Origin of the sequence: Marinobacter changyiensis (assembly GCF_009193265.1) — a bacterium.
GTDB lineage: Bacteria > Pseudomonadota > Gammaproteobacteria > Pseudomonadales > Oleiphilaceae > Marinobacter > Marinobacter changyiensis.
In genome coordinates this window covers 48,390-72,939 of record NZ_VZZZ01000002.1, presented here as the reverse complement: position 1 = coordinate 72,939, position 24,550 = coordinate 48,390, and the positions used below count along the sequence as shown (strand labels likewise).

At 58.3% G+C, this 24,550-nt stretch carries 21 protein-coding genes and 1 pseudogene; 13 read left to right on the top strand and 9 right to left on the bottom strand.

Annotated elements, in window-relative coordinates; genetic code table 11:
• The first annotated feature begins 111 nt into the window (after positions 1-111).
• From paaG to paaZ, 10 genes are all read left to right on the top strand, one after another.
• The gene (gene paaG, locus F6Y09_RS06180; protein ID WP_152206070.1) at positions 112-903 is read left to right on the top strand and encodes a 2-(1,2-epoxy-1,2-dihydrophenyl)acetyl-CoA isomerase PaaG; all 792 of its coding nucleotides are present in this window, start codon (positions 112-114) and stop codon (positions 901-903) included.
• Between the two features lie 74 nt (positions 904-977).
• Positions 978-1,424, top strand: a complete 447-nt coding sequence (paaI, locus tag F6Y09_RS06175) for a hydroxyphenylacetyl-CoA thioesterase PaaI (RefSeq protein ID WP_152206069.1) — start codon at positions 978-980, stop codon at positions 1,422-1,424.
• Positions 1,421-2,668 (top strand): 3-oxoadipyl-CoA thiolase, encoded by a 1,248-nt coding sequence (gene pcaF, locus F6Y09_RS06170; protein ID WP_152206068.1) that lies wholly within the window; start codon positions 1,421-1,423, stop codon positions 2,666-2,668. Before paaI ends, pcaF begins: the two co-directional genes overlap by 4 nt.
• 63 nt (positions 2,669-2,731) lie before the next feature.
• A complete protein-coding gene (paaK, locus tag F6Y09_RS06165; protein ID WP_152206067.1) occupies positions 2,732-4,039 on the top strand; it encodes a phenylacetate--CoA ligase PaaK in 1,308 nt (435 codons plus the stop codon).
• A 349-nt stretch (positions 4,040-4,388) separates the two neighbouring features.
• The gene (gene paaA, locus F6Y09_RS06160; RefSeq protein ID WP_152206066.1) at positions 4,389-5,381 is read left to right on the top strand and encodes a 1,2-phenylacetyl-CoA epoxidase subunit PaaA; all 993 of its coding nucleotides are present in this window, start codon (positions 4,389-4,391) and stop codon (positions 5,379-5,381) included.
• A 17-nt stretch (positions 5,382-5,398) separates the two neighbouring features.
• The gene (gene paaB, locus F6Y09_RS06155; protein ID WP_152206065.1) at positions 5,399-5,680 is read left to right on the top strand and encodes a 1,2-phenylacetyl-CoA epoxidase subunit PaaB; all 282 of its coding nucleotides are present in this window, start codon (positions 5,399-5,401) and stop codon (positions 5,678-5,680) included.
• An 11-nt stretch (positions 5,681-5,691) separates the two neighbouring features.
• Positions 5,692-6,456, top strand: coding sequence for a 1,2-phenylacetyl-CoA epoxidase subunit PaaC (gene paaC, locus F6Y09_RS06150; RefSeq protein ID WP_152206064.1), 765 nt, complete (start codon positions 5,692-5,694; stop codon positions 6,454-6,456).
• On the top strand, positions 6,440-7,009 hold the full coding sequence (gene paaD, locus F6Y09_RS06145) for a 1,2-phenylacetyl-CoA epoxidase subunit PaaD (protein ID WP_152206063.1): 570 nt from the start codon (positions 6,440-6,442) through the stop codon (positions 7,007-7,009). The genes paaC and paaD overlap by 17 nt, the downstream gene beginning before the upstream one ends.
• A 13-nt stretch (positions 7,010-7,022) precedes the next feature.
• The gene (gene paaE, locus F6Y09_RS06140; protein WP_152206062.1) at positions 7,023-8,102 is read left to right on the top strand and encodes a 1,2-phenylacetyl-CoA epoxidase subunit PaaE; all 1,080 of its coding nucleotides are present in this window, start codon (positions 7,023-7,025) and stop codon (positions 8,100-8,102) included.
• A 92-nt stretch (positions 8,103-8,194) separates the two neighbouring features.
• Positions 8,195-10,240 (top strand): phenylacetic acid degradation bifunctional protein PaaZ, encoded by a 2,046-nt coding sequence (gene paaZ, locus F6Y09_RS06135; RefSeq protein WP_152206061.1) that lies wholly within the window; start codon positions 8,195-8,197, stop codon positions 10,238-10,240.
• Positions 10,241-10,304: 64 nt separating this feature from the next.
• Here the strand turns inward: paaZ and F6Y09_RS06130 are convergent, their stop codons facing one another.
• Positions 10,305-10,784, bottom strand: coding sequence for an Lrp/AsnC family transcriptional regulator (locus F6Y09_RS06130; RefSeq protein WP_152206060.1), 480 nt, complete (start codon positions 10,782-10,784; stop codon positions 10,305-10,307).
• 157 nt (positions 10,785-10,941) lie between these two features.
• Between F6Y09_RS06130 and F6Y09_RS06125 the strand changes: the two genes are divergently transcribed.
• Positions 10,942-14,460, top strand: coding sequence for an indolepyruvate ferredoxin oxidoreductase family protein (locus F6Y09_RS06125; RefSeq protein ID WP_152206059.1), 3,519 nt, complete (start codon positions 10,942-10,944; stop codon positions 14,458-14,460).
• Between the two features lie 38 nt (positions 14,461-14,498).
• Here the strand turns inward: F6Y09_RS06125 and F6Y09_RS20485 are convergent, their stop codons facing one another.
• From F6Y09_RS20485 to F6Y09_RS06100, 6 genes and pseudogenes are all read right to left on the bottom strand, one after another.
• Entirely contained in the window at positions 14,499-15,203 is a 705-nt protein-coding gene (locus F6Y09_RS20485) for an ABC transporter ATP-binding protein (RefSeq protein ID WP_246180417.1), read from the bottom strand.
• Between the two features lie 210 nt (positions 15,204-15,413).
• Positions 15,414-15,842: pseudogene (locus tag F6Y09_RS20480) on the bottom strand (hemerythrin domain-containing protein); the annotation flags it as partial.
• Positions 15,843-15,880: 38 nt separating this feature from the next.
• Complete coding sequence (locus tag F6Y09_RS06115) at positions 15,881-16,639, bottom strand: ABC transporter ATP-binding protein (RefSeq protein ID WP_152206057.1); 759 nt, start codon at positions 16,637-16,639, stop codon at positions 15,881-15,883.
• Complete coding sequence (locus F6Y09_RS06110; RefSeq protein ID WP_152206056.1) at positions 16,636-17,643, bottom strand: branched-chain amino acid ABC transporter permease; 1,008 nt, start codon at positions 17,641-17,643, stop codon at positions 16,636-16,638. The genes F6Y09_RS06115 and F6Y09_RS06110 overlap by 4 nt, the downstream gene beginning before the upstream one ends.
• Positions 17,643-18,518: a branched-chain amino acid ABC transporter permease gene (locus F6Y09_RS06105; protein ID WP_152206055.1), complete on the bottom strand. Its 876-nt coding sequence runs from the start codon at positions 18,516-18,518 to the stop codon at positions 17,643-17,645. The genes F6Y09_RS06110 and F6Y09_RS06105 overlap by 1 nt, the downstream gene beginning before the upstream one ends.
• A 79-nt stretch (positions 18,519-18,597) precedes the next feature.
• On the bottom strand, positions 18,598-19,755 hold the full coding sequence (locus F6Y09_RS06100) for an ABC transporter substrate-binding protein (RefSeq protein ID WP_152206054.1): 1,158 nt from the start codon (positions 19,753-19,755) through the stop codon (positions 18,598-18,600).
• A gap of 307 nt (positions 19,756-20,062) precedes the next feature.
• Here F6Y09_RS06100 and paaX point away from each other — a divergent pair, with 307 nt between their 5' ends.
• Positions 20,063-21,025, top strand: a complete 963-nt coding sequence (paaX, locus tag F6Y09_RS06095) for a phenylacetic acid degradation operon negative regulatory protein PaaX (RefSeq protein WP_152206053.1) — start codon at positions 20,063-20,065, stop codon at positions 21,023-21,025.
• 41 nt (positions 21,026-21,066) lie between these two features.
• Here paaX and F6Y09_RS06090 read toward each other — a convergent pair whose 3' ends face one another.
• Positions 21,067-22,248, bottom strand: a complete 1,182-nt coding sequence (locus tag F6Y09_RS06090; protein WP_246180415.1) for a YbfB/YjiJ family MFS transporter — start codon at positions 22,246-22,248, stop codon at positions 21,067-21,069.
• Positions 22,249-22,506: 258 nt separating this feature from the next.
• On the opposite strand from F6Y09_RS06090, the gene F6Y09_RS06085 reads away from it, so the two are divergent.
• Complete coding sequence (locus F6Y09_RS06085; RefSeq protein ID WP_152206051.1) at positions 22,507-24,015, top strand: DEAD/DEAH box helicase; 1,509 nt, start codon at positions 22,507-22,509, stop codon at positions 24,013-24,015.
• Here the strand turns inward: F6Y09_RS06085 and F6Y09_RS06080 are convergent.
• On the bottom strand, positions 23,994-24,509 hold the full coding sequence (locus F6Y09_RS06080) for a dihydrofolate reductase (protein WP_152206050.1): 516 nt from the start codon (positions 24,507-24,509) through the stop codon (positions 23,994-23,996). The genes F6Y09_RS06085 and F6Y09_RS06080 overlap by 22 nt on opposite strands.
• Positions 24,510-24,550: the final 41 nt, after the last annotated feature.

Sequence of the window (24,550 nt, the reverse complement as noted above, 5' to 3'; positions counted from 1 at the left end):
TTGACGGGTATCAATTGTTAGATATACTCATTTTTCGCAATCGATAACGCCGTACCGGGTCCAAGACGCCTTTCAGCTATATTCAAATACAAACAACAGGACAATACCGTCATGACTCAGCCGAGCATTCTTCTTGAAATCGATCAGGGTGTGGCTCTGCTAACCCTGAATCGTCCGGACAGCCTGAACAGTTTCAATGTCGAAATGCACGAACGCACCCGTGATGCCATCAGCACTGTGCGCAAGGATGACTCTGTCCGTGTACTGGTCATTACCGGCTCTGGCCGGGGTTTTTGCGCAGGGCAGGATCTTTCTGACCGCAGCGTATCCCCGGATCAGGCAGCGCCAGACCTGGGTGCCTCCCTGGAGAACTATTACAACCCGCTGATGCGGAGCCTGCGGGATCTGCCCATGCCGGTTGTCTGCGCCGTTAACGGGGTGGCAGCCGGCGCCGGCGCCAACATTGCCCTGGCCTGCGACATCACGCTCGCAGCACGTTCCGCCAGCTTCGTTCAGGCATTCTGCAAACTGGGCCTGGTGCCCGATTCCGGCGGCACCTGGACCTTGCCCCGTGTGGCCGGCATGGCCCGGGCCAAAGGGATGGCCCTGCTGGGCGACAAGATCAGTGCCGAACAGGCGGAAAGCTGGGGCATGATCTGGCGCTGCGTGGATAACGAGCAGCTCATGGAAGAAACCATGAAGCTGGCCCGGCATTTCGCCACCCAGCCCACCAAGGGTCTGGCCCTGATCAAGCGCGCACTGCATGCCAGCGCCAACAACACATTTGAAGAACAGATCGACCTTGAAAGGGACCTTCAGCGTGCCGCCGGGCAGACTGAAGACTACCGCGAAGGCGTCGCCGCCTTCATGGAAAAACGCACGCCAGCGTTCAAGGGGAAATAAACCATGCCCGTACCAGACTCCCAGACTTCCATCGCGGATACGGAAAATGCATACGCACCAAAGGGACTTTATTCATGAGCGAGATAGATCCGCAAACACTCGCCGAGGAATGTGCGAAAGCCATGTTTGCCCGGGACCGGGCCAGCCAGAACCTGGGCATGAACATTGAATCCGTCGCCCCCGGCAAAGCCGTTCTCACCATGACCGTTACCGGCGAGATGATTCAGGGCCACGGCTCCTGCCATGGAGGCTATCTGTTCACTCTGGCCGATTCCGCCTTTGCTTTCGCCTGCAACAGCTATGACCGGGCCACCGTCGCCTCCGGCTGCAGCATTGATTTCATGTCCGGTGCCAAAGAGGGTGACCGGCTGACCGCCACCGCTGAGGAGCAGTCCCGGGGTAGTCGTACCGGCGTTTACGACATCACATTAACCAATCAGGACGACCGCACGGTTGCCCTGTTCCGGGGCCGCTCCTTTGAGGTTCGCGGCACCGTACGCAATTCGGAGGAATATTCATGAGCGCGGACAATCTTCTCAAAGACGCCTACATCGTCGATGCCATTCGTACCCCCATCGGTCGTTACGGCGGTGCCCTTTCGGCAGTGCGTGCGGACGACCTCGGTGCCATCCCCATCAAGGCCCTGACCGAGCGCCACCCGGACCTGGACTGGTCAAAGATCGACGACGTGCTCTATGGCTGCGCCAACCAGGCCGGTGAAGACAACCGTGATGTTGCCCGCATGTCCTTGCTGCTGGCAGGCCTGCCGGTTGACGTGCCGGGCAGCACCATCAACCGCCTGTGCGGTTCCGGTATGGATGCTGTCGGCAGCGCCGCAAGAGCCATCCGTACCGGTGAGGCCAAACTGATGATCGCCGGCGGCGTGGAATCCATGTCCAGGGCCCCGTTTGTGATGGGCAAGGCGGATTCTGCGTTCAGCCGGAAGGCGGAAATCTTCGACACCACCATCGGTTGGCGTTTTGTAAACCCGGTGCTGAAGAAGCAATACGGGATTGATTCGATGCCCGAGACCGCAGAGAACGTTGCGGCCGATTTTGGCATTTCCCGGGAAGACCAGGACGCTTTTGCCCTGCGCAGTCAGCAGCGAACTGCTGCAGCCCAGAAGGCTGGACGACTGGCGGCTGAAATCACCCCGGTAACCATCCCCCGCCGCAAGCAGGATCCTCTGGTGGTGGACACCGATGAACATCCCCGGGAAACCAGCATCGAACAGTTGGCCAAGCTGCCGACGCCATTCCGCGAAAACGGCACCGTGACTGCGGGCAACGCTTCCGGTGTCAACGACGGCGCCTGCGCCCTGCTGTTGGCCGGAGCCGAGGCACTCAAACAATACAACCTCAAGCCCCGCGCCCGGGTAGTTGCCATGGCAACCGCCGGCGTTGCGCCGCGGATCATGGGCTTCGGGCCCGCCCCGGCAACCCGCAAGGTGCTGGCAACAGCGGGCCTTGAGCTGGCCGATATGGACGTGATTGAACTGAACGAAGCCTTCGCCGCGCAGGCCCTCGCCGTCACCCGGGATCTCGGCCTGCCGGACGATGCGGAGCATGTGAACCCGAACGGTGGCGGTATAGCCCTTGGACACCCGCTCGGCATGAGCGGTGCCCGGTTGGTGACAACAGCGCTTTACGAACTTGAGCGCCGTCACTCGGCGGGCCAGCAAGCCCGTTACGCCCTCTGCACCATGTGCATCGGCGTTGGCCAGGGCATTGCCATCATCATTGAACGGACGGAGTCGGTGGCCTGACGCCACCACCGCCCGAACCAGAACTCAGACCATTACCTTACAAGAACAACGCAGGACAGAAATATGAGCCAACCACTGCAGAAAATTGGCAAACTCGACCGGATGGAGTCCGCCAGCATCGACGAACTCCGGCATGAGCAGCTTCAGCGCCTGCGCTGGAGCCTGATTCATGCCTACACCAATGTGCCGTTCTACCGGAAGGCTTTTGATGATGTCGGTCTCAAACCGATGGACATCAACGCCCTGGAGGACCTGTCCAGGGTACCGTTTACCACCAAGGCGGACCTGCGCGATAACTACCCGTTCGGCATGTTTGCCACGCCGATGTCAGACGTTGTCCGGGTGCACGCCTCCAGTGGAACAACTGGCAAACCGACGGTAGTCGGCTACACCCAGGGAGACATCAACACCTGGGCAGACGTGGTCGCCCGCTCCATTCGTGCCGGGGGCGGCCATGCCGGTGACAAGGTGCATGTTGCCTATGGCTACGGCCTGTTCACCGGTGGCCTGGGCGCGCACTACGGCGCCGAGCGTCTGGGCTGTACCGTCATCCCCATGTCCGGCGGCCAGACCGAGAAACAGGTTCAGCTGATCAAGGATTTCGAGCCCGACATCATCATGGTGACACCGTCCTACATGCTGAACATTGCCGACGAGATGGATCGCCAGGGCATTGATCCGCACAAGCTGCCCCTGCGGCTGGGTATTTTCGGGGCAGAGCCCTGGACCAATGCCATGCGCGCTGAAATTGAGGAACGGCTCGGCATCCAGGCTCTGGACATCTACGGCCTGTCCGAGGTCATGGGCCCAGGCGTTGGCATGGAATGCATTGAAACCAAGGATGGCCCCACCATCTGGGAAGACCATTTCTATCCGGAAATCATCAACCCGGAAACCGGTGAAGTGCTGCCTGACGGGGAATACGGCGAGCTGGTCTTCACCTCACTGACCAAGGTTGCCCTGCCGATCCTGCGTTATCGCACCCGGGATCTCACCCGCCTGCTGCCGGGTACTGCCAGGCCTATGCGCCGGATCGACAAGATTACCGGCCGCAGTGATGACATGCTGATTATCCGTGGCGTGAACGTGTTCCCGAGCCAGATCGAAGAACAGGTGCTGAAATGTGAGGCGCTGGCTCCGCATTACGAGATCGAGGTTTATAAGGAAGGCAACCTGGACTGTGTGGATATACGGGTTGAATTCAAACCCGGCATTTCCGGCGATGACGTGCGGGCCAGGACCGCCAAGGAACTGGCTCACCACGTCAAGTCCTACATCGGCATCAGCACCCGTGTCGAGGTGGTGGAAACCAACCGCCTTGCCCGCTCCGAAGGCAAGGCCAAGCGCGTGTTTGACCGCCGCAACACCTGACGCTTCCTGACAGGTTGGGCGGGGAGCCGGCTCACCTTCGCGGTCGGAGGCTCGCCGCTGCCTGCCTTCCTCCCCGACTGCCAGACCACGTTTTTCCCGGGAACACCGATTTAAATTTACTTTCTCGGCGCTAACCTCAATAGAATTTCATTACGTATCACATGTTTTTCCATATAAATCATAGCTATAAATGCTCTCTAATACCTTTTAAATATAAACATGACACATAAAGGCATTTCTTGATATTTATTCAGTATCATATAATATAAAGTTAATGGCCCTTCAGTTATTCACAAGGGCATCACAGTTCACGGACAGCAGAACAACAAGCCCGACCCGGAGGTATTTTATGTACGCCCAGCTCGTTGAAACCGGCGCCAAGCGCCTGAAGACCAGAGATGAGATGTCGCCTGAAGAGCGCGAGTTTCAGGAAAAGGTCGACGCCGAAATCAAAATTGAACCCAAGAACTGGATGCCTGAAGGCTACCGCAAGACTCTGGTTCGCCAGATTTCCCAGCATGCCCACTCGGAAGTGGTCGGTATGCTGCCGGAAGGTAACTGGGTGACCCGGGCACCTACGCTCAAGCGCAAGCTTCAGCTGATGGCCAAGATTCAGGACGAGGCAGGCCATGGCCTGTATCTCTACAGTGCCATGGAAACCCTTGGCGCAGACCGCGATGAAGAAATTGAGAAGCTGCATCAGGGCAAAGCCAAATATTCCAGCATCTTTAACTACCCGACCTTGAACTGGGCCGATATGGGTGCCGTTGGCTGGCTGGTAGATGGCGCCGCCATCGTCAACCAGGTTGTGCTGCAGCGCACCTCCTATGGTCCCTATTCCCGCGCCATGGTCCGCATCTGTAAGGAGGAGAGCTTCCACCAGCGCCAGGGTTACCAGATCCTGCTGGACATGATGCGTGAAGGCACCGACGAGCAGAAAGCCATGGTGCAGGACGCCATCAACCGTATCTGGTGGCCGGCTCTGATGATGTTCGGCCCGCACGATGACGAGTCCCCGAACTCACAGCAGTCCATGGCCTGGAAGATCAAGCGCAAGAGCAACGATGAACTGCGCCAGATGTTCATTGACCAGACGATTCCGCAGCTTGAATTCCTCGGATGCACGGTGCCGGATCCGGACCTGAAATGGAATGAAGAAACCGGCCATTACGATTTCGGTGAGATCAACTGGCAGGAATTCTACGATGTACTCAAGGGTAATGGCCCTTGCAACCGCGAGCGCATCAACACTCGCAAGAAAGCAATCGATGAGGGTGCATGGGTCCGCGAAGCAGCCGTCGCCTATGCCAAAAAACAAAAACAGCGCGCACAAGCCGCCTGATACCGGAGCAATACACTATGTCTGAATGGCGCCTTTACGAAGTCTTTGTGCGGTCCAAGCACGGTCTGAACCACAAGCACGTGGGCAGCGTGCACGCCGCCGATGCCGAGATGGCCATGGAAAACGCCCGCGACCTGTACACCCGCCGTAACGAGGGCGTGAGCATCTGGGTTGTGCCCTCTGACACCATCACGGCCTCCGCATCCGACGAGAAAGAAGTACTTTTCGACCCGTCGGAAGACAAGGTTTATCGGCACGCTTCTTTTTACGAGCTGCCCGATGAAGTCGGACACATGTAAGGAGCGGCTCCATGACACAAACAGAAGCATTAAAGGAATACCTGCTGCGCCTGGCAGATTCCGACCTGATCCTGAGCCAGCGGCTGTGCGAATTGTGCGGCAAGGCTCCGGCAGTTGAGGAAGAAATGGCACTGATGAACGTTGCCCTCGACCTGGTCGGCCAGGCCCGCAACTGGTACCAGTATGCAGCCGAGCAGATTGATGATGGCCGGGATGCGGACAAGCTGGCGTTCCGCCGGGATGCCCATAATTACCGCAACCTGCTGCTCACCGAGCAGCCCAATGAGGATTACGCGGTCACCATGGGTCGGCAGTTCTTCTTTGACGTGTGGCACTACTTCACACTCAAGAGCCTGACCGAATCCAGCGATGAGCGCATTGCCGGGATCGCCGCCAAGGCGGTCAAAGAGGCCACCTATCACCTGCGCCGGTCCTCCGAGTGGGTCAAGCGCCTGGGGGATGGCACGGAAGAGAGCCACCAACGCATGCAGGAGGCGGTGGATATTCTCTGGCGCTTCACCGGCGAACTGATCACCCCGGACGACACCGATCGTGTCCTGGCCGAGGCCGGCATTGGCCCGGATCCCGACCAGCTCGCCAACGACTGGCGCGGCATGGTCAATGAGGTGCTCACCCAGGCCACGCTGACACCGGGTCCAGACGACGCCTGGATGTACATGGGCGGCAAGCACGGCGAGCACACCGAACATCTCGGTTTCATTCTGGCGGAAATGCAGTTTCTGCAAAGGGCCTATCCCGATGCCACAACTTGGTGATTCAGACAGCCGGTCAGCCGTCGATATCCTGATCGCCAGCGATCGGGTGCCGGCCAACGCCCGCCCCGATCTGCTGACAGAGGTCGACATCTGGGCACTGCTCGATGAGGTGAAAGATCCTGAAGTGCCGGCAGTCAGTGTCGTGGAGCTTGGCATTATCCGTGCCGTACGCTGGGACGGAATTGAATTGTCCGTTGACGTAACCCCGACCTACTCCGGCTGCCCGGCCACCGAGTTGATTGAGGAGCTGATTACCGAGGCCCTCCGAGCAGCGGGCTTCCGGGATCCGAAAATCAACCAGGTGCTGATCCCTGCCTGGACCACCGACTGGATCACAGGCGAAGGCAAAGCGAAGCTTCGGGCCTTCGGAATCGCACCGCCGGAGGGCAGCTCCAGCAAGATGAGCCTGCTCGGCGCACCGGAAGTCATTGCCTGCCCCCATTGCGGCAGCAAGGACACCGAGCGGGTCAGCGAATTCGGATCCACCGCCTGCAAAGCCCTTTATCGTTGCAAGGAATGCCTCGAGCCCTTCGACTACTTCAAATGCATCTAGAGCCGATACGATCATGAACAAATTCTATCCACTGACCCTCAAAGAGGTCAGACCTGAAACAAAAAACGCCGTATCACTAGCATTCGATCTGCCAGAAGACCTGGCAGACAAGTTCAGCTACAAGCAGGGCCAGCACCTGATTGTCAGAACCAGGCTGGATGGCAAGGAAGTGCGACGCTCCTACTCGATCTGCCGCAGCGTCAAAGACCAGGAACTGCGCATCGCGGTCAAAAAAGTGTCCGGTGGCCGGTTCTCGACCTATGCCAATGAGCAGCTGAGACCCGGTGCAACGCTGGAAGTCATGCCGCCCCAGGGGCATTTCTCCATCGATCTTGATCCCGAGCGGAAAGGCAATTACCTGGCGGTTGCCGCTGGCAGTGGTATTACCCCGATCCTGTCAATTGTCAAAACCACGCTGGAAACCGAACCCAAGAGCGAAGTAACGCTGTTCTATGGCAATAAGGCCACCAGCAGCACCATGTTCCGGGACGAGCTCCAGGATCTCAAGAACGAGTACATGGCCCGCCTGAACCTAGTTTACATCTTCACCCGTGAAGAGCAGGACATTGACCTGTACAACGGGCGGATTGACCACGACAAGTGCGACGCCCTATTTGATCACTGGATCAACGCCAAGGATCTCACCGCCGCCTTCATCTGCGGCCCCCAGTTAATGACGGAGGACGTGCAGGACTCGCTGCTTCGCCATGGCATGGAGAAGAACAAGATCCATTTCGAGTTGTTTACGCCGCTCGGTGGTGCGCCCCAGGCCCGTAAGGACAGGGCTCCGTCCAAGGTTGACCCGAAGTCGGTGAGCGAAGTGACCGTCATCGCCGATGGCCGCTCTCTGACGTTCCCATTGATTCGCGACACCAAGAGTATTCTTGAGGCCGGCAACGAGGAAGGCGCGGATCTGCCCTTCTCCTGCAAAGCCGGTGTCTGCTCCACCTGCCGCGCCAAAGTTGTGGAAGGCGAAGTGGAAATGGACCAGAACTTCGCCCTGGAAGATTACGAAGTGGAAGCCGGCTACGTGCTCTCCTGCCAGTGTTATCCGATCAGCGACAAGGTTGTTCTGAACTACGACGAGATGTAGTTGCCAGCCAGCCAACAACCAAGACACCAGCAAGGCAAGCCTCGCGTAAGTGGGACTTGCCTTGCCAGTTCAGAAACGAATGGAGTTTCCCCATGTCAGTCCTGAAAAGTCTCATTGCCGGCCAGTGGGTCGGTGAAAAAGCCGCCAAGGCTCTGCCCAGCGCCATTAATGGCGAAATCGTAGCACGTACCCACGATGACACCCTTGATTTCAAGAAAGCCGTGGAATATGGCCGCACGGTTGGCGGCAAGAATCTGCTTGCACTGGATTTTCAGGAGCGCGCCCTCGCCCTGAAGGCGATGGCCCTTTACCTGCAAGAACACAAGCAAGAACTCTACGCACTGTCGATGCACACAGGGTCCAGCAAAGGCGACAACGGCATCGATATCGACGGCGGCTTCGGCACCTTGTTCGCCTACGCCAGCATGGGCCGCCGCGAACTGCCGTCCGGCAACGTGGTGCACGAAGGCCCGGTAACGCCGCTGGGCAAGAATAACCACTTTGCCGGCACCCATATCCTGGTGCCTCGCGGCGGCGTGGCGGTACACATTGACGCCTACAACTTCCCGGTGTGGGGCATGCTGGAGAAGTTTGCGCCCACCTTCCTGGCGGGCATGCCCTGCATTGTGAAGCCGGCCACCTCCACCTGCTACGTCACCGAACTGGCCGTTCGCCTGATGCAGGAATCCGGCGCCCTGCCCGAAGGCAGCCTGCAGCTGATCATCGGCAGCACCGGCGATCTGTTTGACCACCTTGAAGAGCAGGACGTAGTTACCTTCACCGGCTCGGCTGCAACCGCTCGCAAACTCAAGAATCATCCGAACATCATCAATCGGTCGATTCCGTTCAACGCCGAGGCCGATTCCCTGAACAGTGCCATTCTGGCGCCGGACGTAACCCCCGAACACGAAGAATTCGAACTCTTTGTGAGGGAGGTGGGCCGCGAGATGACCGCGAAGGCAGGCCAGAAATGTACCGCGATCCGCCGGGTCCTGGTACCAAAAAGCCAGGTGAACGCCATCTGCGACAAGCTCAAGGAGCGGTTGTCGAAAATCACTGTCGGCGATCCTTCCGTTGAGGGGGTTCGCATGGGGGCCCTGGCCTCGATTGAGCAGCTTGAAGATGTCAAAGCCAACATTCAGGAACTGCTGAAAACCAGCGAACTGGTCACCGGTGGCAACGGTGATTTCAAGCCGACCGGCGAAGGCACCGGGAAAGGCGCGTTCATCGAGCCACATCTGCTGCTGTGCCGGAATCCTGAAAACGGCTGTGGCGCCCACGACATCGAGGCCTTCGGACCGGTTGCAACGGTGATTCCCTACGACACCATCGAGGACGCGGTCGCTCTGTGTGCCCAAGGCCGGGGCTCGCTGGTCACCACCCTGACCACCCGAGATCCGGCCATTGCCGGCAAGATTGTCCCCCTGCTGGCGGCCTTCCACGGGCGTCTGCACCTGCTGGATGCCGAAGCCGCACAGGAATCCACCGGCCACGGTTCGCCGCTGCCCATGCTCAAGCATGGCGGACCCGGCCGTGCCGGTGGTGGTGAAGAACTCGGCGGTATCCGTGCGGTTCATCACTACCTGCAAAGAACCGCAATCCAGGGCTCTCCGACCATGCTGGCTGCGGTCACCCGTGAGTACGTGCGTGGTGCCGATCTGATCGAAACCGAGGTGCATCCGTTCCGACGCCATTTTGAAGAGCTGCAGATCAACGAATCCCTGTTGACGCACCGGCGCACGGTTACCGAGGCGGACATCGTCAACTTCGGCTGCCTGTCCGGCGATCACTTCTATATGCACTTTGATGAAATTGCTGCGCGGGACTCCCAGTTCGGCAAGCGCATTGCCCACGGCTACTTTGTGCTTTCCGCAGCAGCCGGCCTGTTCGTGTATCCGGGTGAAGGCCCGGTGCTGGCGAACTACGGTCTGGACACCCTGCGCTTTATCGAGCCGGTTGCCCCGGGAGACACCATCCGGGCGCGGCTGACCTGCAAGCGCAAAATTGATCAGGGTCGGACATCTCCAGACGGGCACCCCCAGGGGGTGGTGGTCTGGGATGTTCAGGTTCACAACCAGAACGACGAGCTGGTTGCGAGCTATGACATCCTGACCCTGGTTGCCAAAAAGCCCGAGTAACACCGGGCGGCCGGACTTTCTCCCGGTCCTGCGGACAGGCGCTCAGGTTTACCCCCCTGAGGCCTCATTCCAGACCATCCACCGGGATGGTCTCGGTATTCTTGATCTCCCGCAATGCAAAGTTTGAATTCACTTGAGCAATGCCCTGCAAGGTAAAGATCTTTTTGTTCAGGAATCGATCGTAACTGGCCATATCTGGCACGACTACCCGCATCACGAAATCGGCACTCCCGGTAACGGCAAAGCACTGAAGTACCTCCGGGTAGCTGCTGAGCTGCTGCTCGATCTCTGCCGTGCTGTCAATGTTGTGCCTCTGCAGCGACAGGTTGACCAACACGCAAAGCCCCTGACCGACCCGTTCCGGATCCACACGGGCGCTGTAGCCCTGGATCACGCCGGTTTCTTCGAGAGTCCGTACCCGCCGCCAGCAAGCCGCCGGCGATAATCCCACCTGTTCCGCCAGTAACTGGTTACTGATACGCCCGTCCTGCTGAAGCACGGACAGGATCCGCCGGTCCAGTTTATCGAGATCAACCTGTTTCATTTGGTAACACCTGATTTTTATCAAAGGTTCTTGCTTAACATTGTCTTTTATCAAATATCCTTTCGCAAACCCCGAAAGCCCTCACCTAATACGCAAGCACCTTTTGCGAACTTCCCTCTATACTTTTGGTCATAAACTAGACAAAAGGGAAGACCCCATGCCCGCCGATACCCCACAGCTCGACAATTACAAACTGGAAGACCGCTACCTGCGGGAATCGGGCCGGGTTTTCCTGACCGGAACACAGGCTCTGGTCCGCATACCCTTGATGCAGGCCGCCCTGGATCGCAAACAGGGACTGAACACCGCCGGCATGGTCAGTGGCTACCGGGGTTCCCCCCTCGGTGCCTACGACCAGGCACTCTGGCAGGCCCAGACCCTGCTCGATGACAACCGCATCGACTTCGTCCCGGCGATTAACGAGGACCTTGCTGCCACCATCATGCTGGGCACCCAGCAGGTGGAAACCGACGATGACCGTCAGGTCGATGGTGTTTTCGGCCTCTGGTACGGCAAAGGCCCCGGGGTTGACCGCGCCGGCGATGCCCTCAAACACGGCACCACTTACGGTTCATCCCCCCACGGCGGTGTTCTGGTAGTCGCCGGTGATGATCATGGCTGCGTGTCCTCCTCCATGCCCCACCAGTCCGATGTGGCGTTCATGAGTTTCTTCATGCCCACCATCAACCCGGCCAACATCGCCGAGTATCTGGAGTTCGGCCTCTGGGGCTACGCCCTGTCCCGTTACAGTGGCTGCTGGGTCGGTTTCAAGGCCATCTCCGAGACGGTTGAAAGCGCGGCGTCGGTGGAGCTGCCACCCCAGCCCGAATTCGTAACGCCCGATGACTTCACCGCACCCGAAAGCGGTCTTCACTACCGCTGGCCGGACCTGCCCGGCCCCCAACTCGAAACCCGTATCGAACACAAACTGGCTGCCGTACAGGCCTTCGCCAGGGCCAATCCCCTTGATCGTTGCCTGTTCAACAACACACAAGCCCGCTTCGGCATTGTGACTACCGGCAAGGGCCACCTGGACCTGCTCGAGGGGTTGGGCCTGCTGGGCATTGATGAAAACAAGGCCCGGGCCATGGGGCTGGATATCTACAAGGTCGGTATGGTCTGGCCTCTGGAGCGCCGCGGCATCCTGAACTTCGTTCATGGCAAGGAAGAAGTCCTGGTCATTGAAGAGAAGCGGGGCATCATCGAAAGCCAGATCAAGGAAGCCATGTCCGAGCCGGACCGCCCCGGCGAGGTGCTGATTACCGGCAAACAGGATGAACTGGGACGCCCCTTGATCCCCTACGTGGGTGAGCTGAGCCCGAAACTGGTTGCCGGCTACCTGGCGGCCCGGCTTGGCCGGTTCTTCTCCCTGGACTTCAGCGAACGCATGGCCGAGATCAGCATCATGTCCAAGGCTCAGGATCCGGGTGGCGTCAAGCGCCTGCCCTATTTCTGCTCCGGCTGCCCCCACAACACCTCCACCAAGGTGCCTGAAGGCAGCAAGGCTCTGGCGGGCATTGGCTGCCACTTCATGGCCTCCTGGATGGGCCGGAACACGGAATCTCTGATCCAGATGGGGGGTGAAGGGGTCAACTGGATTGGCAAGAGCCGTTATATCGGCAACCCTCATATCTTCCAGAATCTGGGCGAAGGCACCTATTTCCACTCCGGTTCCATGGCCATCCGCCAGGCGGTGGCGGCAGGCATCAACATTACCTACAAGATTCTGTTCAACGACGCTGTCGCCATGACCGGCGGCCAACCGGTGGATGGCCAGATCACCGTCTCCATGATTGCCCAGCAGATGGCTGCCGAGGGCGTTCGCCGGGTGGTTGTGCTCAGCGATGAGCCGGATAAATACGACGACCCAAAGCACCTGTTCCCGAAGGATGTGACCTTCCACGACCGTTCCGAGCTGGATACGGTTCAACGGGAATTGCGGGAGATTCCGGGCTGCACCGTGCTGATTTACGACCAGACCTGTGCTGCTGAAAAGCGCCGGCGGCGCAAGCGCAATCAGTTCCCGGATCCGGCCAAGCGGGCGTTTATCAACCATCATGTCTGCGAGGGTTGCGGCGATTGCTCGGTGCAGTCCAACTGTCTTTCGGTTGTGCCCCGCAAAACCGAGCTGGGCCGCAAGCGCAAGATCGACCAATTTTCGTGCAACAAGGACTATTCCTGCCTCAACGGCTTCTGCCCCAGCTTTGTCACCATCGAAGGCGGGCAGCTGCGCAAATCCCGGGGTATGGACACCGGGTCGGTACTGACCGGCAAACTGGCCAACACAGCAGCTCCGGAACTGCCGGGGCTGACAGGCTCCTATGACCTGCTCGTTGGCGGCGTCGGTGGCACCGGTGTAGTCACCGTGGGCCAGCTGATCACCATGGCCGCGCACCTGGAATCCCGGGGAGCCTCGGTGCTGGATTTCATGGGCTTCGCCCAGAAGGGCGGTACCGTGCTGAGCTACGTGCGCCTGGCGCCGTCTCCTGACAAACTGCATCAGGTAAGAATCAGCAATGGTCAGGCGGATGCGGTTATCGCCTGTGATCTGGTAGTGGCGTCCTCCCAGAAAGCCCTGAGTACGCTCAGACCGAACCACACCCGGATTGTTGCCAACGAAGCGGAACTGCCCACTGCCGACTACGTGCTCTACCGCGATGCCGACATGAAGGCCGACAAGCGACTGGGCCTGCTCCGGGACGCGGTCGGCCAGGATCATTTCGACCAGCTCGACGCCAACGGCATCGCCGAGAAGCTGATGGGCGATACCGTGTTCTCCAACGTGATGATGCTCGGCTTTGCCTGGCAGAAAGGGCTGCTGCCCCTGTCTGAAGCGGCGCTGATGAAAGCCATCGAGCTCAATGGCGTGGCGATCGACCGAAACAAGGAAGCATTCGGCTGGGGCCGTCTGGCGGCGGTTGATCTGAACGCGGTCACGGACTTGCTGGACACTGGCAATGGCAAGGTTGCGGAGATTAAGGCCGAGCCGACTCTGGATGAGCTGATCGCGACCCGTCATGGGCACCTGGTCAACTATCAGAACCAGCGCTGGGCCAACCAGTACCGTGACAGTGTTGCCGGAGTCCGCAAGGCCGAAGCAGCCCTGGGCCAGACCAACCTGTTCCTGACCCGTGCGGTGGCGCAGCAGCTGTATCGCGTCATGGCCTACAAGGACGAGTACGAAGTGGCCCGGCTGTTCGCGGAAACCGACTTCATGAAAGAGGTGAAGGCAACCTTTGAAGGTGACTTCAAGGTCCATTTCCACCTGGCGCCGCCCCTTCTGAGCAAAGCAACCGATGCCCTGGGGCGCCCGAAAAAACGCCGGTTCGGCCCCTGGATGTTCCGGGCCTTCAGGCTGCTGGCGAAGTTCCGCAACCTGCGGGGAACCCCGGTGGACCCATTCCGTTACTCCGCAGACCGGAAGCTGGATCGCGCCATGCTGAAGGACTATCAGAGCCTGGTGGCCCGCATGGGTCGGGAACTGGACGCCAGCAACTACGAAACCTTCCTGCAACTGGCCGAACTGCCCGCTGACGTTCGAGGCTACGGGCCGGTTCGCGAACAGGCGGCAGAAGGCATCCGGGAAAAACAGAGCCAGCTGATCAAGGCCCTGGACACTGGCCGCCCTACCCTCATCCGCACCCAACCGGCCGATAACGAGGCGAGCCATGTTTGAAGCCCTGAAGCCGCTGCCACAGGACCCGATTCCGGGCATTACATGCCCAGGTACGCCTCACGAACTTTCTCATTGCTGAGCAGTTCACGGCCGGTGCCTTCAATCACCACGTTCCCGGTTTCAAGCACATAGCCACGGTCAGCCAATGCCAGGGCCTGGGAGGCATTCTGCTCAACCAGGAAGATGGTAATGCCCTCTTCCTTCAGCTCTTTTACGATGTTGAAAATCTCTTCGATAATCAACGGCGCAAGGCCCATGCTGGGTTCATCCATGAGCAGCAGTCTTGGCTTGGCCATTAATGCCCGCCCCATGGCAAGCATCTGCTGCTGGCCACCGGACAGCTCACCTGCCAGATTGTGGCGTTTCTGGCGAAGGATGGGGAACTTGGTGTACATACGCTCCAGGTCGTTCTTTACCTCGGGGGTCTTGCCACGGGTGTAAGCACCCAGCAGCAGGTTGTCATGAACACTGAGGTCCTTGAACACCTGACGGCCCTCAGGCACCTGCACAATGCCATCGGCGACTCGCTTATCGGCACTGACCTTTGCCAGATCCTTGCCCTCGAATGTTATGACGCCGCGATCGGTGGGCTGTAATCCGGAAATGGTCATCAGCAGGGTCGATTTACCGGCACCATTGGCCCCCACAAGCGATACGATCTCACCACTGTTGATATGGATATCCACGTCATGCAGGACCTCAATCTGGCCATAGGACGTCACCAGTCCCTTGATGGACAACATTTCCTGTTTTGCGTGAGGCGCGGTAACCCGTTCTGAATGTTTGAGACCCAGGCCCCCGAACTTTTCCGGGGTATAACTGACAATCTGGTGACGCAACTCCCGGAATTCTTCCCGCACCCGCTCACCAAACAAAGGGTCGTTTTCCACATCCCGCGCTTCGATGATCTGCTGCCAGTCTTCCTCGGTCAGCAGTTTCCGGGCCCGGGGAATAACCACACCCTCTTCCTTGCGGATGTGCTTACGCAAGGCTTCAGTGAAACGTGCCAGGGCGTGGCTGAAGTCCTCACGACCTTCCGGCCAGCCTTCCTCACACTCCGCCAGCAGCTGGCGCAGCTCCAGCAGCTTTTCATGCCCGATCACGTAGCCCCTGGCCAGTTTCTCCAGCAGAGGCGCTGTCTCGGGGGACTTCTCACTGAGCCGTTTGTAGAGCTCAATGTCCGTTGGCGTACTGTGTACCCGCTGGGAGAAGTGCTGAATGTAATCAAAGATCGTCTTGAACAGCCGCTCATCCGGCCGCTGGTCGTTGAGGTTCATATCACTCAGAAGCTGATCCAGCAGATCCAGGATCCGCCACAGCGCCTGATGTTCCTGAACAATAATTCGGACGGCCTGCTCACTGCGTGACTGGGCAGGCGCCATTTCAGTGTGTTGCTCGCTCATGTGAAATGTCTCTTTGCTCAGCCACCGAGATAGGCGGCGATAACGTCCGGGTTCTGACGGATTTCCGCGGGCGTACCCTCGGCCAGAACGCGCCCATAGTTAAGCACCAGCAACCGGTCGGAAATTCCCATAACCAGTTTCATATCGTGCTCAACCAACATCACGGTTATACCCTGATCCGCAATTTTCCGGATCAGGTCTTCCAACGCTGCAGTCTCCGTTGCGTTAAGACCTGCCGCCGGTTCATCCAGCAGAATGACCTTGGGTTCCGCCGCCAGGGCCCGGGCAACTTCGAGCCGCTTCAGTGCACCGTAAGACATCGCAGAGGCCTCGGCACCCACGTACTCACCACAACCCACATACTCCATAAGGTCAGCGGCACGTTTGTAGGCTGCCTCCTCGCCCCGCCGCAAAGCCGGCAAGCGGAACAACGTGGTAAACAGGCTGCTTTTAAGCTGCAGGTGTCGACCGAGCATCACATTCTCGATGGCGGTCATGTTCATACAGATCTGCATCTGCTGAAAGGTCCGGCACATGCCCCGTTCCGCAAGCTGGTTCGGTTCCAGCTTGGCAGTACTCTCGCCATTCAGCAGAATCTCGCCCTTCGTGGGGATGTAGAGGCCGGTAATCAGGTTGAACAACGTGGTTTTGCCAGCACCGTTCGGGCCAATGACAGAATAGACCTGCCCGGCCTCCACGGCGAAACTGACACCTTCCACCGCATGAACACCACCAAAGGCCTTATCCAGCCCTTTTACTTCAACCAGTGCTGTCATGCCTTACCTCCCGTTTTCTTGCGTAGTCGTTTGGAAACTGCAGCGGTCAGGGTTGGCAACAGGCCCTTGGGCATGAAAATCATGGTCAACATCAGGATCAGGCCGAACATAACCGTTTCGAGTTCCTGGAAATCCGCCAGAACCTGGGGCAACAGCTTCAGCACCACGGCGCCCAGAATCACACCGAAGGTGGAGCCCATGCCACCAAGGACGACCATGGTGATAAAGAGAATGGAGAATTCGAAGCTTGCCACCGCCGGAGTGATAAAGCCCTGAAAATGGGCGTAAAGGCCGCCCATCAGGCTGGCATAGATGGCGGAGATCACGAATACGAGGCTTTTGTACTTCGCGGTGTCGACGCCCACCACGCTGGCCGCCACTTCCGACCCATGAACGGAACGCAAGGCCCGGCCGATAGGCGATTCTATGAGATTCAGGGCAAACCAGACCGCCAGCAACAGAACCCCGCTGGCAAACATATACCAGGCCTGAACGCCAGAAATCTCCAGTCCGAACAGCGAATAAGTGCCAAACGAGCTGAGCTCCCAGCCGAACACTTCAAAAGCCGGGACCGGCATGCCGTCGGGACCACCGGTGATGGCACGCTCATTGTTCAGGATGATGGCAATAATAAAGCCCACCGCAAGGGTTGCCATGGACAGGTAATGCCCTTTGAGACGCAGGATCGGGCGTCCGACAACCCATGCAATAATGCCGACGACGATAGCACCAACCAAAAGGGCTGGCACAGACGGCCATCCATAGGTTCCCGTCGCGATACCCGTGAAGTAAGCACCGAGGCCGAAGAACCCGGCATGGCCGAGACTGATCTGGCCGGCAAAGCCCACCAGAAGGTTCAGGCCGACAACCGTAGCGCCAATAATGGCTATCTGGGTGGCCAGTTCATAATGAAACGGGTTGCTCAGAAAAGCAGGGATAATAATCAAGATCAGTGCGAGGACCATCAGCCCCCGGAGGCGCGACTGCATAAACCGGTTCAACATCAGACACGCTCCACGATTTTGGCACCGAAGAGTCCGCGAGGCATGAAAAACAGCACCAGCAGAATCATGGAAAACGCCACCGCGTCCTTGTAATCAGAAGAAATGTAACCGGCTGTCATGGCCTCAACGATACCCAGAGCCAAACCTCCGACAACCGCGCCCACACCACTGCCGAGACCGCCGATAGCTGCAGCGACAAAGCCCTTCAGGCCGAGGATGATGCCGATGTCGTAGGAGGTGAAGGTAATTGGTGCCACCACGATGCCGGCAACCGAGCCCAGCAGTGCAGACACCATGAAGGCCAGCATCAACACCATCTGGGTCCGGATGCCCACCAGGCGCGCCGCGTCCTTGTTCATGGAGGTCGCCAGAATGGCTTTGCCAATCAGTGTCTTGGTGAAAAACAACACCAGAGCGACCACCATTACTGCACCGACACCCAGGACCCACAGGCTCTGACTGTTCAGCACTGCGCCAAAAACCTGGATGGGCTCACTGGTGCTGAAATTCTGCATCACGTGGTACTGCTTGCCCCAGACTAACTGGGCAATACCGCGAATAAAGATCGATGCACCAATGGTTATAATGATCAGGGTGACCACATCGGCCTGCTTGGCCGGTGCAATGGCGAGGCGCTGAAGCGCAATGCCCAGCACGCCTGCCAGGATAACGGCGAGCACAACCGCAACGGCCATGGGCACGCCCATGGCCGTCAGGGAAACCGTCGCCATGCCCCCAATCATCAGGAATTCGCCCTGGGCGAAGTTGATGACGTGGCTGGCGTTGTAAATCAGGGTAAAACCGAGGGCTATCAGGGCGTAGGTCGCACCGATAGTAATCCCGGTGAACAGATACTGTAAGAATTCTGCGAGCATAGCGGTGGTTCCAGTCGAACATCGACTGGCGGCTTACCCTGGTGGGCAGCCGCCAGCCGCGAGACAGGTGAAAGGAAAATCAGTTAATCAGGTTCCATTCGCCGTTCTGGACTTCCAGCATGCGGAAGGAATCTGCATCAAGGCCGTTGTGGTCATCGGGAGACATGTTGAACTCACCAGTCACACCGACGTAACCCTTGATATTTTCCAACGCCTCACGAACGGCCTCGGGATCTGTCGAACCCGCCTCTTCAATGGCGCGGACCGCCAGCATCAGCCCGTCGTACGCATAGGCGCCGAAGGTTGAAACCTTGGAATCCCAGCGCGCTTCGTACTCGGCCTTGTAGTTCTGGACCACTTCTTTCTGGGGATCGTTATCCGGCAGAGAGTCGGGCACCAGCAGCGGTGACGCCGGCAGGCGAAGACCTTCTGCAGAGGAGCCAGCCAGTTCGAGGAAGCTGTCAGACGCCACGCCATGGGACTGATAAAACGGCAGTTCCATTCCCAGCTGGGCGTAGTTGCGGGTAACAATGGCCGGACCCTGACCGAAACCGAAGTTGAGAACCGCTTCAACACCTTTCGTGTTACGGATATTGGTCAGCTGGGCGGTCATGTCTGTATCAGATCCGCTGTAGGTGACATCGGCGACGACTTCCATACCCATTTGCTCCGCCACTTCCAGAGTCTGGGTACGGCCGGAACTGCCGAAACCACCAGTGCCGGAAATCAGACCGATCTTGCTGACGCCGCGATCTTTCATGTCCGTCAGGATACGCTCTGCGGCCATGCGGTCGGATTGAGGTGTCTTGAACACCCACTTCTTCACCGGGGTGGTTATAACCACCGCACCAGCCAGAGAAATGAACGGAACCTGCGCCTGCTCGATCAGTGGGACCGCCGCCATGGTGGCACCAGTGGTGCTGCCACCAACGATGATATCCACCCGGTCCGAACGGATCAGACGGCTGGCGAAATTACGGGCAGACGAGGCATTGCCAACGTCGTCATAGTGAATCAGCTCCAACGGACGCCCCAGGACACCGCCTTCTTCATTGATTTTTTCGACGTACATCTCGAGGGTTTTCAGCTCGGGATCGCCAAGGAAGGATGCCGGACCGGTAATCGACAGGAACGACCCGATTTTGATTGGTTCAGCTGCCTGGGCACTCATCATCATGAGACCGGCTGCAGCAACTACTGCGCATTTTCTTGCGCGACGCATCATTATCTTAAGCATTGTTTTTATTCTCCCGAATTGTGCAGGGGCTTGAGTAGGTTTTTGTTTCTTGATCCGCGATCATAGCAATTCTGATACTTCGCTCCCGGTAAAACTTGATACCATTGACGAACATCAAACGAAGTTATTGTATCATAACTTCCATGTCAACTGATTTCAGGGCGTGCGGCCAAGGCCCTATAAGTAAAGCTGACGCCGACACTACGCGCCAGCACGGCAACCAGAGAGACAAACCTTTACCTGACACGTGAGACCCGCATAATACCCACAACGTGTTTCATTGATTCTTATTTGCGAACTTAGACCCATGACTGCGAAAAGCCAGCTTGAACTGCTCGTCAAAACCTTCCAGAAGAAACGGCCACTCCGCGCCGGCTCTCTCATCATCACCATTTATGGCGATGCCATTGTTCCCCGCGGTGGCAATGTCTGGCTTGGCAGCCTGATGAAACTGGTAGAACCTATGGGCATCAGTCAGCGGCTGGTGCGCACTTCGGTGTATCGCCTGGTTCAGGAATCCTGGCTGCAAACCGAAAAAGTCGGACGCTGCAGTTATTACAGCCTCACCGGTCCGGGGCTGCGCCGGTTCGAGCAGGCCTTCAAGCATGTTTTCAATCTTGCTACCGAAGAGTGGAACGGCAGCTGGTGCATTGTGTACCTGAATCAGCTGTCGCCGGAACTTCGTCAGAAAGTCCGGGAGGAACTGAAGTGGCTCAGCTTTGGCAGTATGGCTCCGGGCCTGATGGAGCACCCCAGGTTCACTCGCAGCGAACTGATTCCCATGCTGCAGGAATGGGGCGCTCTGGATGACACCATCGTGATGCAGACCATACCGATGGAGCAGAAAAGCCCCAGGGCACTTCGCCTGCTGGTCCGTGAGAGCTGGAACCTGGATGAGCTTGGGGGCCGCTACCGGCACTTCCTGACACAGTTCCGCCCCCTGTGGCGTGAGCTTCAGTCCGAAGACACGCTCAACCCGGAGGAGTGCCTGATTCTGCGCATCCTGCTGATTCATGAGTACCGCAAGATTCTGCTGCGGGACCCTCTGCTGCCCGACGAACTGTTACCGGGTGACTGGGAGGGCCGCAGCGCCAAGCAGCTTTGCCGTAATCTGTACCGGAAAATCTATCTGCGGGCCGAGCAATGGCTGGACGAAACCCTCGAGAACGCCTCCGGCCCGCTGCCAGGGCCCGGGGAGAAGTTCTACAAACGGTTCGGGGGACTGCGGGATTCAAGCGTCGTCAGCGACCCCGTAACCGAGATGGAATAACCGTACCCCGAAGCAAATTATTCCATCTCGGTTACGGGTCGCTATTCTCGGGCCAGGGCGGGCGCGCCGTGCTCCCGTTGTTGTGTTTTGCGCGCCAAGTGCAGCACCACCACCCCCAGCGCCATCACAATCAGGGTAAGCCAGAGGCCGTTGGTGTAATTTCCCTCCACATCGGCCAGGTAACCAACCACGGCGGGCGCCAGCATCTGGGCTATGCCATAGCTGAAGGTCAGCCGGCTCATCGGCCGGGACGGATTTTCGGGGAAAACACGCCCCACCATGGCCAGCATCATGCTGACAATACCGATAAAGCTGGCGCCGTAGATCATGGCACTGAGCATCACGCTGACCATGCCGGTGTTGACGATCAGCATCAGGATACTGACCGCATTGAGCGTGTAGGCCAGATACAGCGCCAGCCACTGCCCCCATCGCCGCGAGAACACATCCCAGAGCCAGCAGGCTGGTGTGGCTGCGAGACCGGCAATGAGCCAAATCAGCCAGCCCTGACCGCGGAGCTGGGGCATGGACTCGGCGATGGCTACCAGAAACGTCGCCGTCACCACATAGCCTACGCCGGCGCAGAAATAGGCCAGCTGCAGAATGCGAATGAAGCGGCTCCGCTCATCCCCGACACTCTTACCCGCGGTTCGTGGCAAGGCGCAGGCCCGGTAATCCGGCATCCAGAGCCAGGCTGGAATCAGCAGTACCAACGCGACCAGTCCGTAGATCACCCATTGCTGATCCCAGCTGAAGGGATCCTTGATCAGCTCTGCCACGATCGCCGTCAGGACAATCCCGAGCCCGATACCGGAAAAGAACACCCCAAGCTCGGATTTTTGATTGTTCTTGATCAGCCAGCTCATCAGTAGGCCGGCACCCAGCAACATGCCCGCCGAGGTGCTGAGCCCGGAGATAAAACGCAGGACAAACCACAACCACACTTCCGTGGTGTACCCCATAAGAACCGTCGAAACCACCGCGACCACAAGCCCGACCTGGTACAGCCTTACCTTGAGCCCGAGATCGCTGATCCGGGTGATAAGTAGCGCACCGGAGAGGTAACCGGCGTAATTCACGGTTGCCAGCATCCCGACCACGGACTTGCTCAACCCCGGGGCCTCGACCATCTCGGGAATCATCGGCGTGTACGAGAACCGGGCAACGCCCACCGTGATCACCACCGCGATCACGCTGGCGACCAGCGCCTTTATTGTTTCCATTGGTTTCACGGGGTTTCCTTAAATTGAAATCGCCTCACATCTGGCACTCCGGTTCACTCACCATTGGAGTCACCGCCAACTGCAGTGTCTGGGGTGCCACCTTGTGAACGGGGAAGGGGCTCATCCCGGGTCGAGGGAACTGCATACAATTTACAGCAAATCGTGTCTATCAAATAACGACCAAATCAACTACTATAAGCCCCATTACCGCGTCGCTTTGCGATGCATCTCCTCATCCCCAGAATTCCGAGTACATTAATGTCTGAATTGTCTTTTGCCGATCTCGGTCTTGATCCCGCCGTCCTCGAAGCCGTTGTAGCTGTCGGTTATGAAAAGCCATCGCCAATTCAGGAGCAGGCTATTCCACTGCTGCTTAACGGCGATAATTTGCTGGGTACCGCCCAGACCGGTACCGGTAAGACGGCGGCCTTCGCGCTGCCATTGCTGAGCCGTATTGATCACACCGTCAAAGAGCCCCAGATTCTTGTCCTGACCCCAACCCGCGAGCTGGCCATTCAGGTGGCCGAGGCATTTACCACCTACGCCAGCAAAATTCGCGGTTTCCAGGTTCTGCCGATATACGGCGGCCAGGAGTTTTACCCGCAGCTCAAAGCGCTGAAGCGTGGGGCCCAGGTAATCGTTGGAACACCGGGCCGCACACTGGACCATTTGCGTCGGGGCACCCTGAAGCTGGATACCGTCAAAGCACTGGTGTTGGACGAAGCCGACGAAATGCTTCGCATGGGTTTTATTGACGATGTTGAAGAGATTCTGGCGGCTACGCCCGATAACTGCCAACGCGCCCTGTTCTCTGCCACGATGCCTGGCCCAATCCGAAAGGTGGCGCAGACCTACCTGAGCAACGCGGCAGAAGTCAAAATTGAAAGCCAGACCAAAACTGTCGCGAGCACTAAACAGTACGTGTTACCGGTTTATGCCGAGCGCAAGCTCGATGCCCTGACCCGCATACTGGAAGTGGAACCCTTCGATGCCACCATTGTATTTGTGCGCACCAAAGCGGAAACCACTCTGCTGGCAGAGAAACTGTCAGCTCGCGGACATGCGGTAGCACCGTTGAACGGCGACCTCAACCAGCGCCAGCGTGAGCTGACGGTTGAGGACCTCAAAAATGGCAAACGAGATATCGTCGTGGCTACCGATGTGGCGGCGCGGGGTCTTGATGTGCCCAGAATCACCCACGTCATTAACTACGACGTACCTTACGATACCGAAGCCTACATCCACCGTATCGGACGCACCGGCCGGGCTGGTCGCGAAGGCAAGGCGATTTTGCTGGTCACGCCAAGGGAACGCAGCTGGTTGCGGACCCTTGAGCGTGCCACCAACTCGCCGATGGAAGCCTACCAGCTGCCATCACCTACCGACCTTCAGAAAATGCGGGAAGAGCAGTTTGAAACCCAGCTGATGGGCTTTGCAGAAGACCGCAAGCTTGAAAAAGCGGTCGAGATGCTGAGGGGCATTTCGGAACGCAAGAACATCGACATCACCATCCTCGCCGGTGCAATGGCATGCTGGATGGAAACCGCCCAGCCTGGCGCACTGCCCTTGGAGCAGCCTGCTGCGCTGCCAATTCCGTCACCGGAGCGCCGCGGTCGGGACGGTGGCAATGAGCGTCGCGGGCCCAAGCCTGGCTTCAAGAAAGGTTCTGGCAGAGGCGGTCCGAACAAGCCCGCATTCAAAGGCGGCAAGCCCGGCGGTAAACCACCGGGCAAGCGCCCCACCCGTCAGACTGACGACAAGCGCTGATAGACGACAAAGCTGTAGTCGTAAGGGTTGTTATCGGACGCGGAGAAATCCTCCCGTCCGATTTCCTCCCAATCCTCCCAGTCCACTTCCGGAAAATACGCGTCACCCTCCACTTCTGCGTGGACCTGAGTAACGTACATCCGGTCAATCTGAGGCAGCACATCGGCATAAATTTGACCACCGCCGATCACCATCACCTCATCACCACCCTCCAACTCTGCCTGCGCGGTCGCCCGCACAAATGCCTGCTCCAGGGATAAATCACTGACGGTTCCCGCTGGGGCTTTCCAAGCCTTGTCCCGGGTAACCACGATATTCATCCGCCCCGGCAAGGGTCGTCCGATCGACTCCCAGGTTTTCCGGCCCATAATGATGGGCTTACCCATGGTTGCCTGCTTGAAGTAACGCAGATCCCCCGGCAGATACCAGGGCAATGCGTTATTCCGACCAATAACCCGGTTCCGGGACATGGCAACAATCAGTGCCTTTCGCATACGTACTCGCTTCCGTTTTTTTGCTGACAGGGTCTGATCGC

What these genes read in the sequence shown, in the direction of transcription:
- paaG (WP_152206070.1), top strand. Translation starts at nt 112, where the DNA reads ATGACTCAGCCGAGCATTCTTCTTGAAATCGATCAGGGTGTGGCTCTG.
- paaI (WP_152206069.1), top strand. Translation starts at nt 978, where the DNA reads ATGAGCGAGATAGATCCGCAAACACTCGCCGAGGAATGTGCGAAAGCC.
- pcaF (WP_152206068.1), top strand. Translation starts at nt 1,421, where the DNA reads ATGAGCGCGGACAATCTTCTCAAAGACGCCTACATCGTCGATGCCATT.
- paaK (WP_152206067.1), top strand. Translation starts at nt 2,732, where the DNA reads ATGAGCCAACCACTGCAGAAAATTGGCAAACTCGACCGGATGGAGTCC.
- paaA (WP_152206066.1), top strand. Translation starts at nt 4,389, where the DNA reads ATGTACGCCCAGCTCGTTGAAACCGGCGCCAAGCGCCTGAAGACCAGA.
- paaB (WP_152206065.1), top strand. Translation starts at nt 5,399, where the DNA reads ATGTCTGAATGGCGCCTTTACGAAGTCTTTGTGCGGTCCAAGCACGGT.
- paaC (WP_152206064.1), top strand. Translation starts at nt 5,692, where the DNA reads ATGACACAAACAGAAGCATTAAAGGAATACCTGCTGCGCCTGGCAGAT.
- paaD (WP_152206063.1), top strand. Translation starts at nt 6,440, where the DNA reads ATGCCACAACTTGGTGATTCAGACAGCCGGTCAGCCGTCGATATCCTG.
- paaE (WP_152206062.1), top strand. Translation starts at nt 7,023, where the DNA reads ATGAACAAATTCTATCCACTGACCCTCAAAGAGGTCAGACCTGAAACA.
- paaZ (WP_152206061.1), top strand. Translation starts at nt 8,195, where the DNA reads ATGTCAGTCCTGAAAAGTCTCATTGCCGGCCAGTGGGTCGGTGAAAAA.
- F6Y09_RS06130 (WP_152206060.1), bottom strand. Translation starts at nt 10,784, where the DNA reads ATGAAACAGGTTGATCTCGATAAACTGGACCGGCGGATCCTGTCCGTG.
- F6Y09_RS06125 (WP_152206059.1), top strand. Translation starts at nt 10,942, where the DNA reads ATGCCCGCCGATACCCCACAGCTCGACAATTACAAACTGGAAGACCGC.
- F6Y09_RS20485 (WP_246180417.1), bottom strand. Translation starts at nt 15,203, where the DNA reads ATGTTGTCCATCAAGGGACTGGTGACGTCCTATGGCCAGATTGAGGTC.
- F6Y09_RS06115 (WP_152206057.1), bottom strand. Translation starts at nt 16,639, where the DNA reads ATGACAGCACTGGTTGAAGTAAAAGGGCTGGATAAGGCCTTTGGTGGT.
- F6Y09_RS06110 (WP_152206056.1), bottom strand. Translation starts at nt 17,643, where the DNA reads ATGTTGAACCGGTTTATGCAGTCGCGCCTCCGGGGGCTGATGGTCCTC.
- F6Y09_RS06105 (WP_152206055.1), bottom strand. Translation starts at nt 18,518, where the DNA reads ATGCTCGCAGAATTCTTACAGTATCTGTTCACCGGGATTACTATCGGT.
- F6Y09_RS06100 (WP_152206054.1), bottom strand. Translation starts at nt 19,755, where the DNA reads ATGCTTAAGATAATGATGCGTCGCGCAAGAAAATGCGCAGTAGTTGCT.
- paaX (WP_152206053.1), top strand. Translation starts at nt 20,063, where the DNA reads ATGACTGCGAAAAGCCAGCTTGAACTGCTCGTCAAAACCTTCCAGAAG.
- F6Y09_RS06090 (WP_246180415.1), bottom strand. Translation starts at nt 22,248, where the DNA reads ATGGAAACAATAAAGGCGCTGGTCGCCAGCGTGATCGCGGTGGTGATC.
- F6Y09_RS06085 (WP_152206051.1), top strand. Translation starts at nt 22,507, where the DNA reads ATGTCTGAATTGTCTTTTGCCGATCTCGGTCTTGATCCCGCCGTCCTC.
- F6Y09_RS06080 (WP_152206050.1), bottom strand. Translation starts at nt 24,509, where the DNA reads ATGCGAAAGGCACTGATTGTTGCCATGTCCCGGAACCGGGTTATTGGT.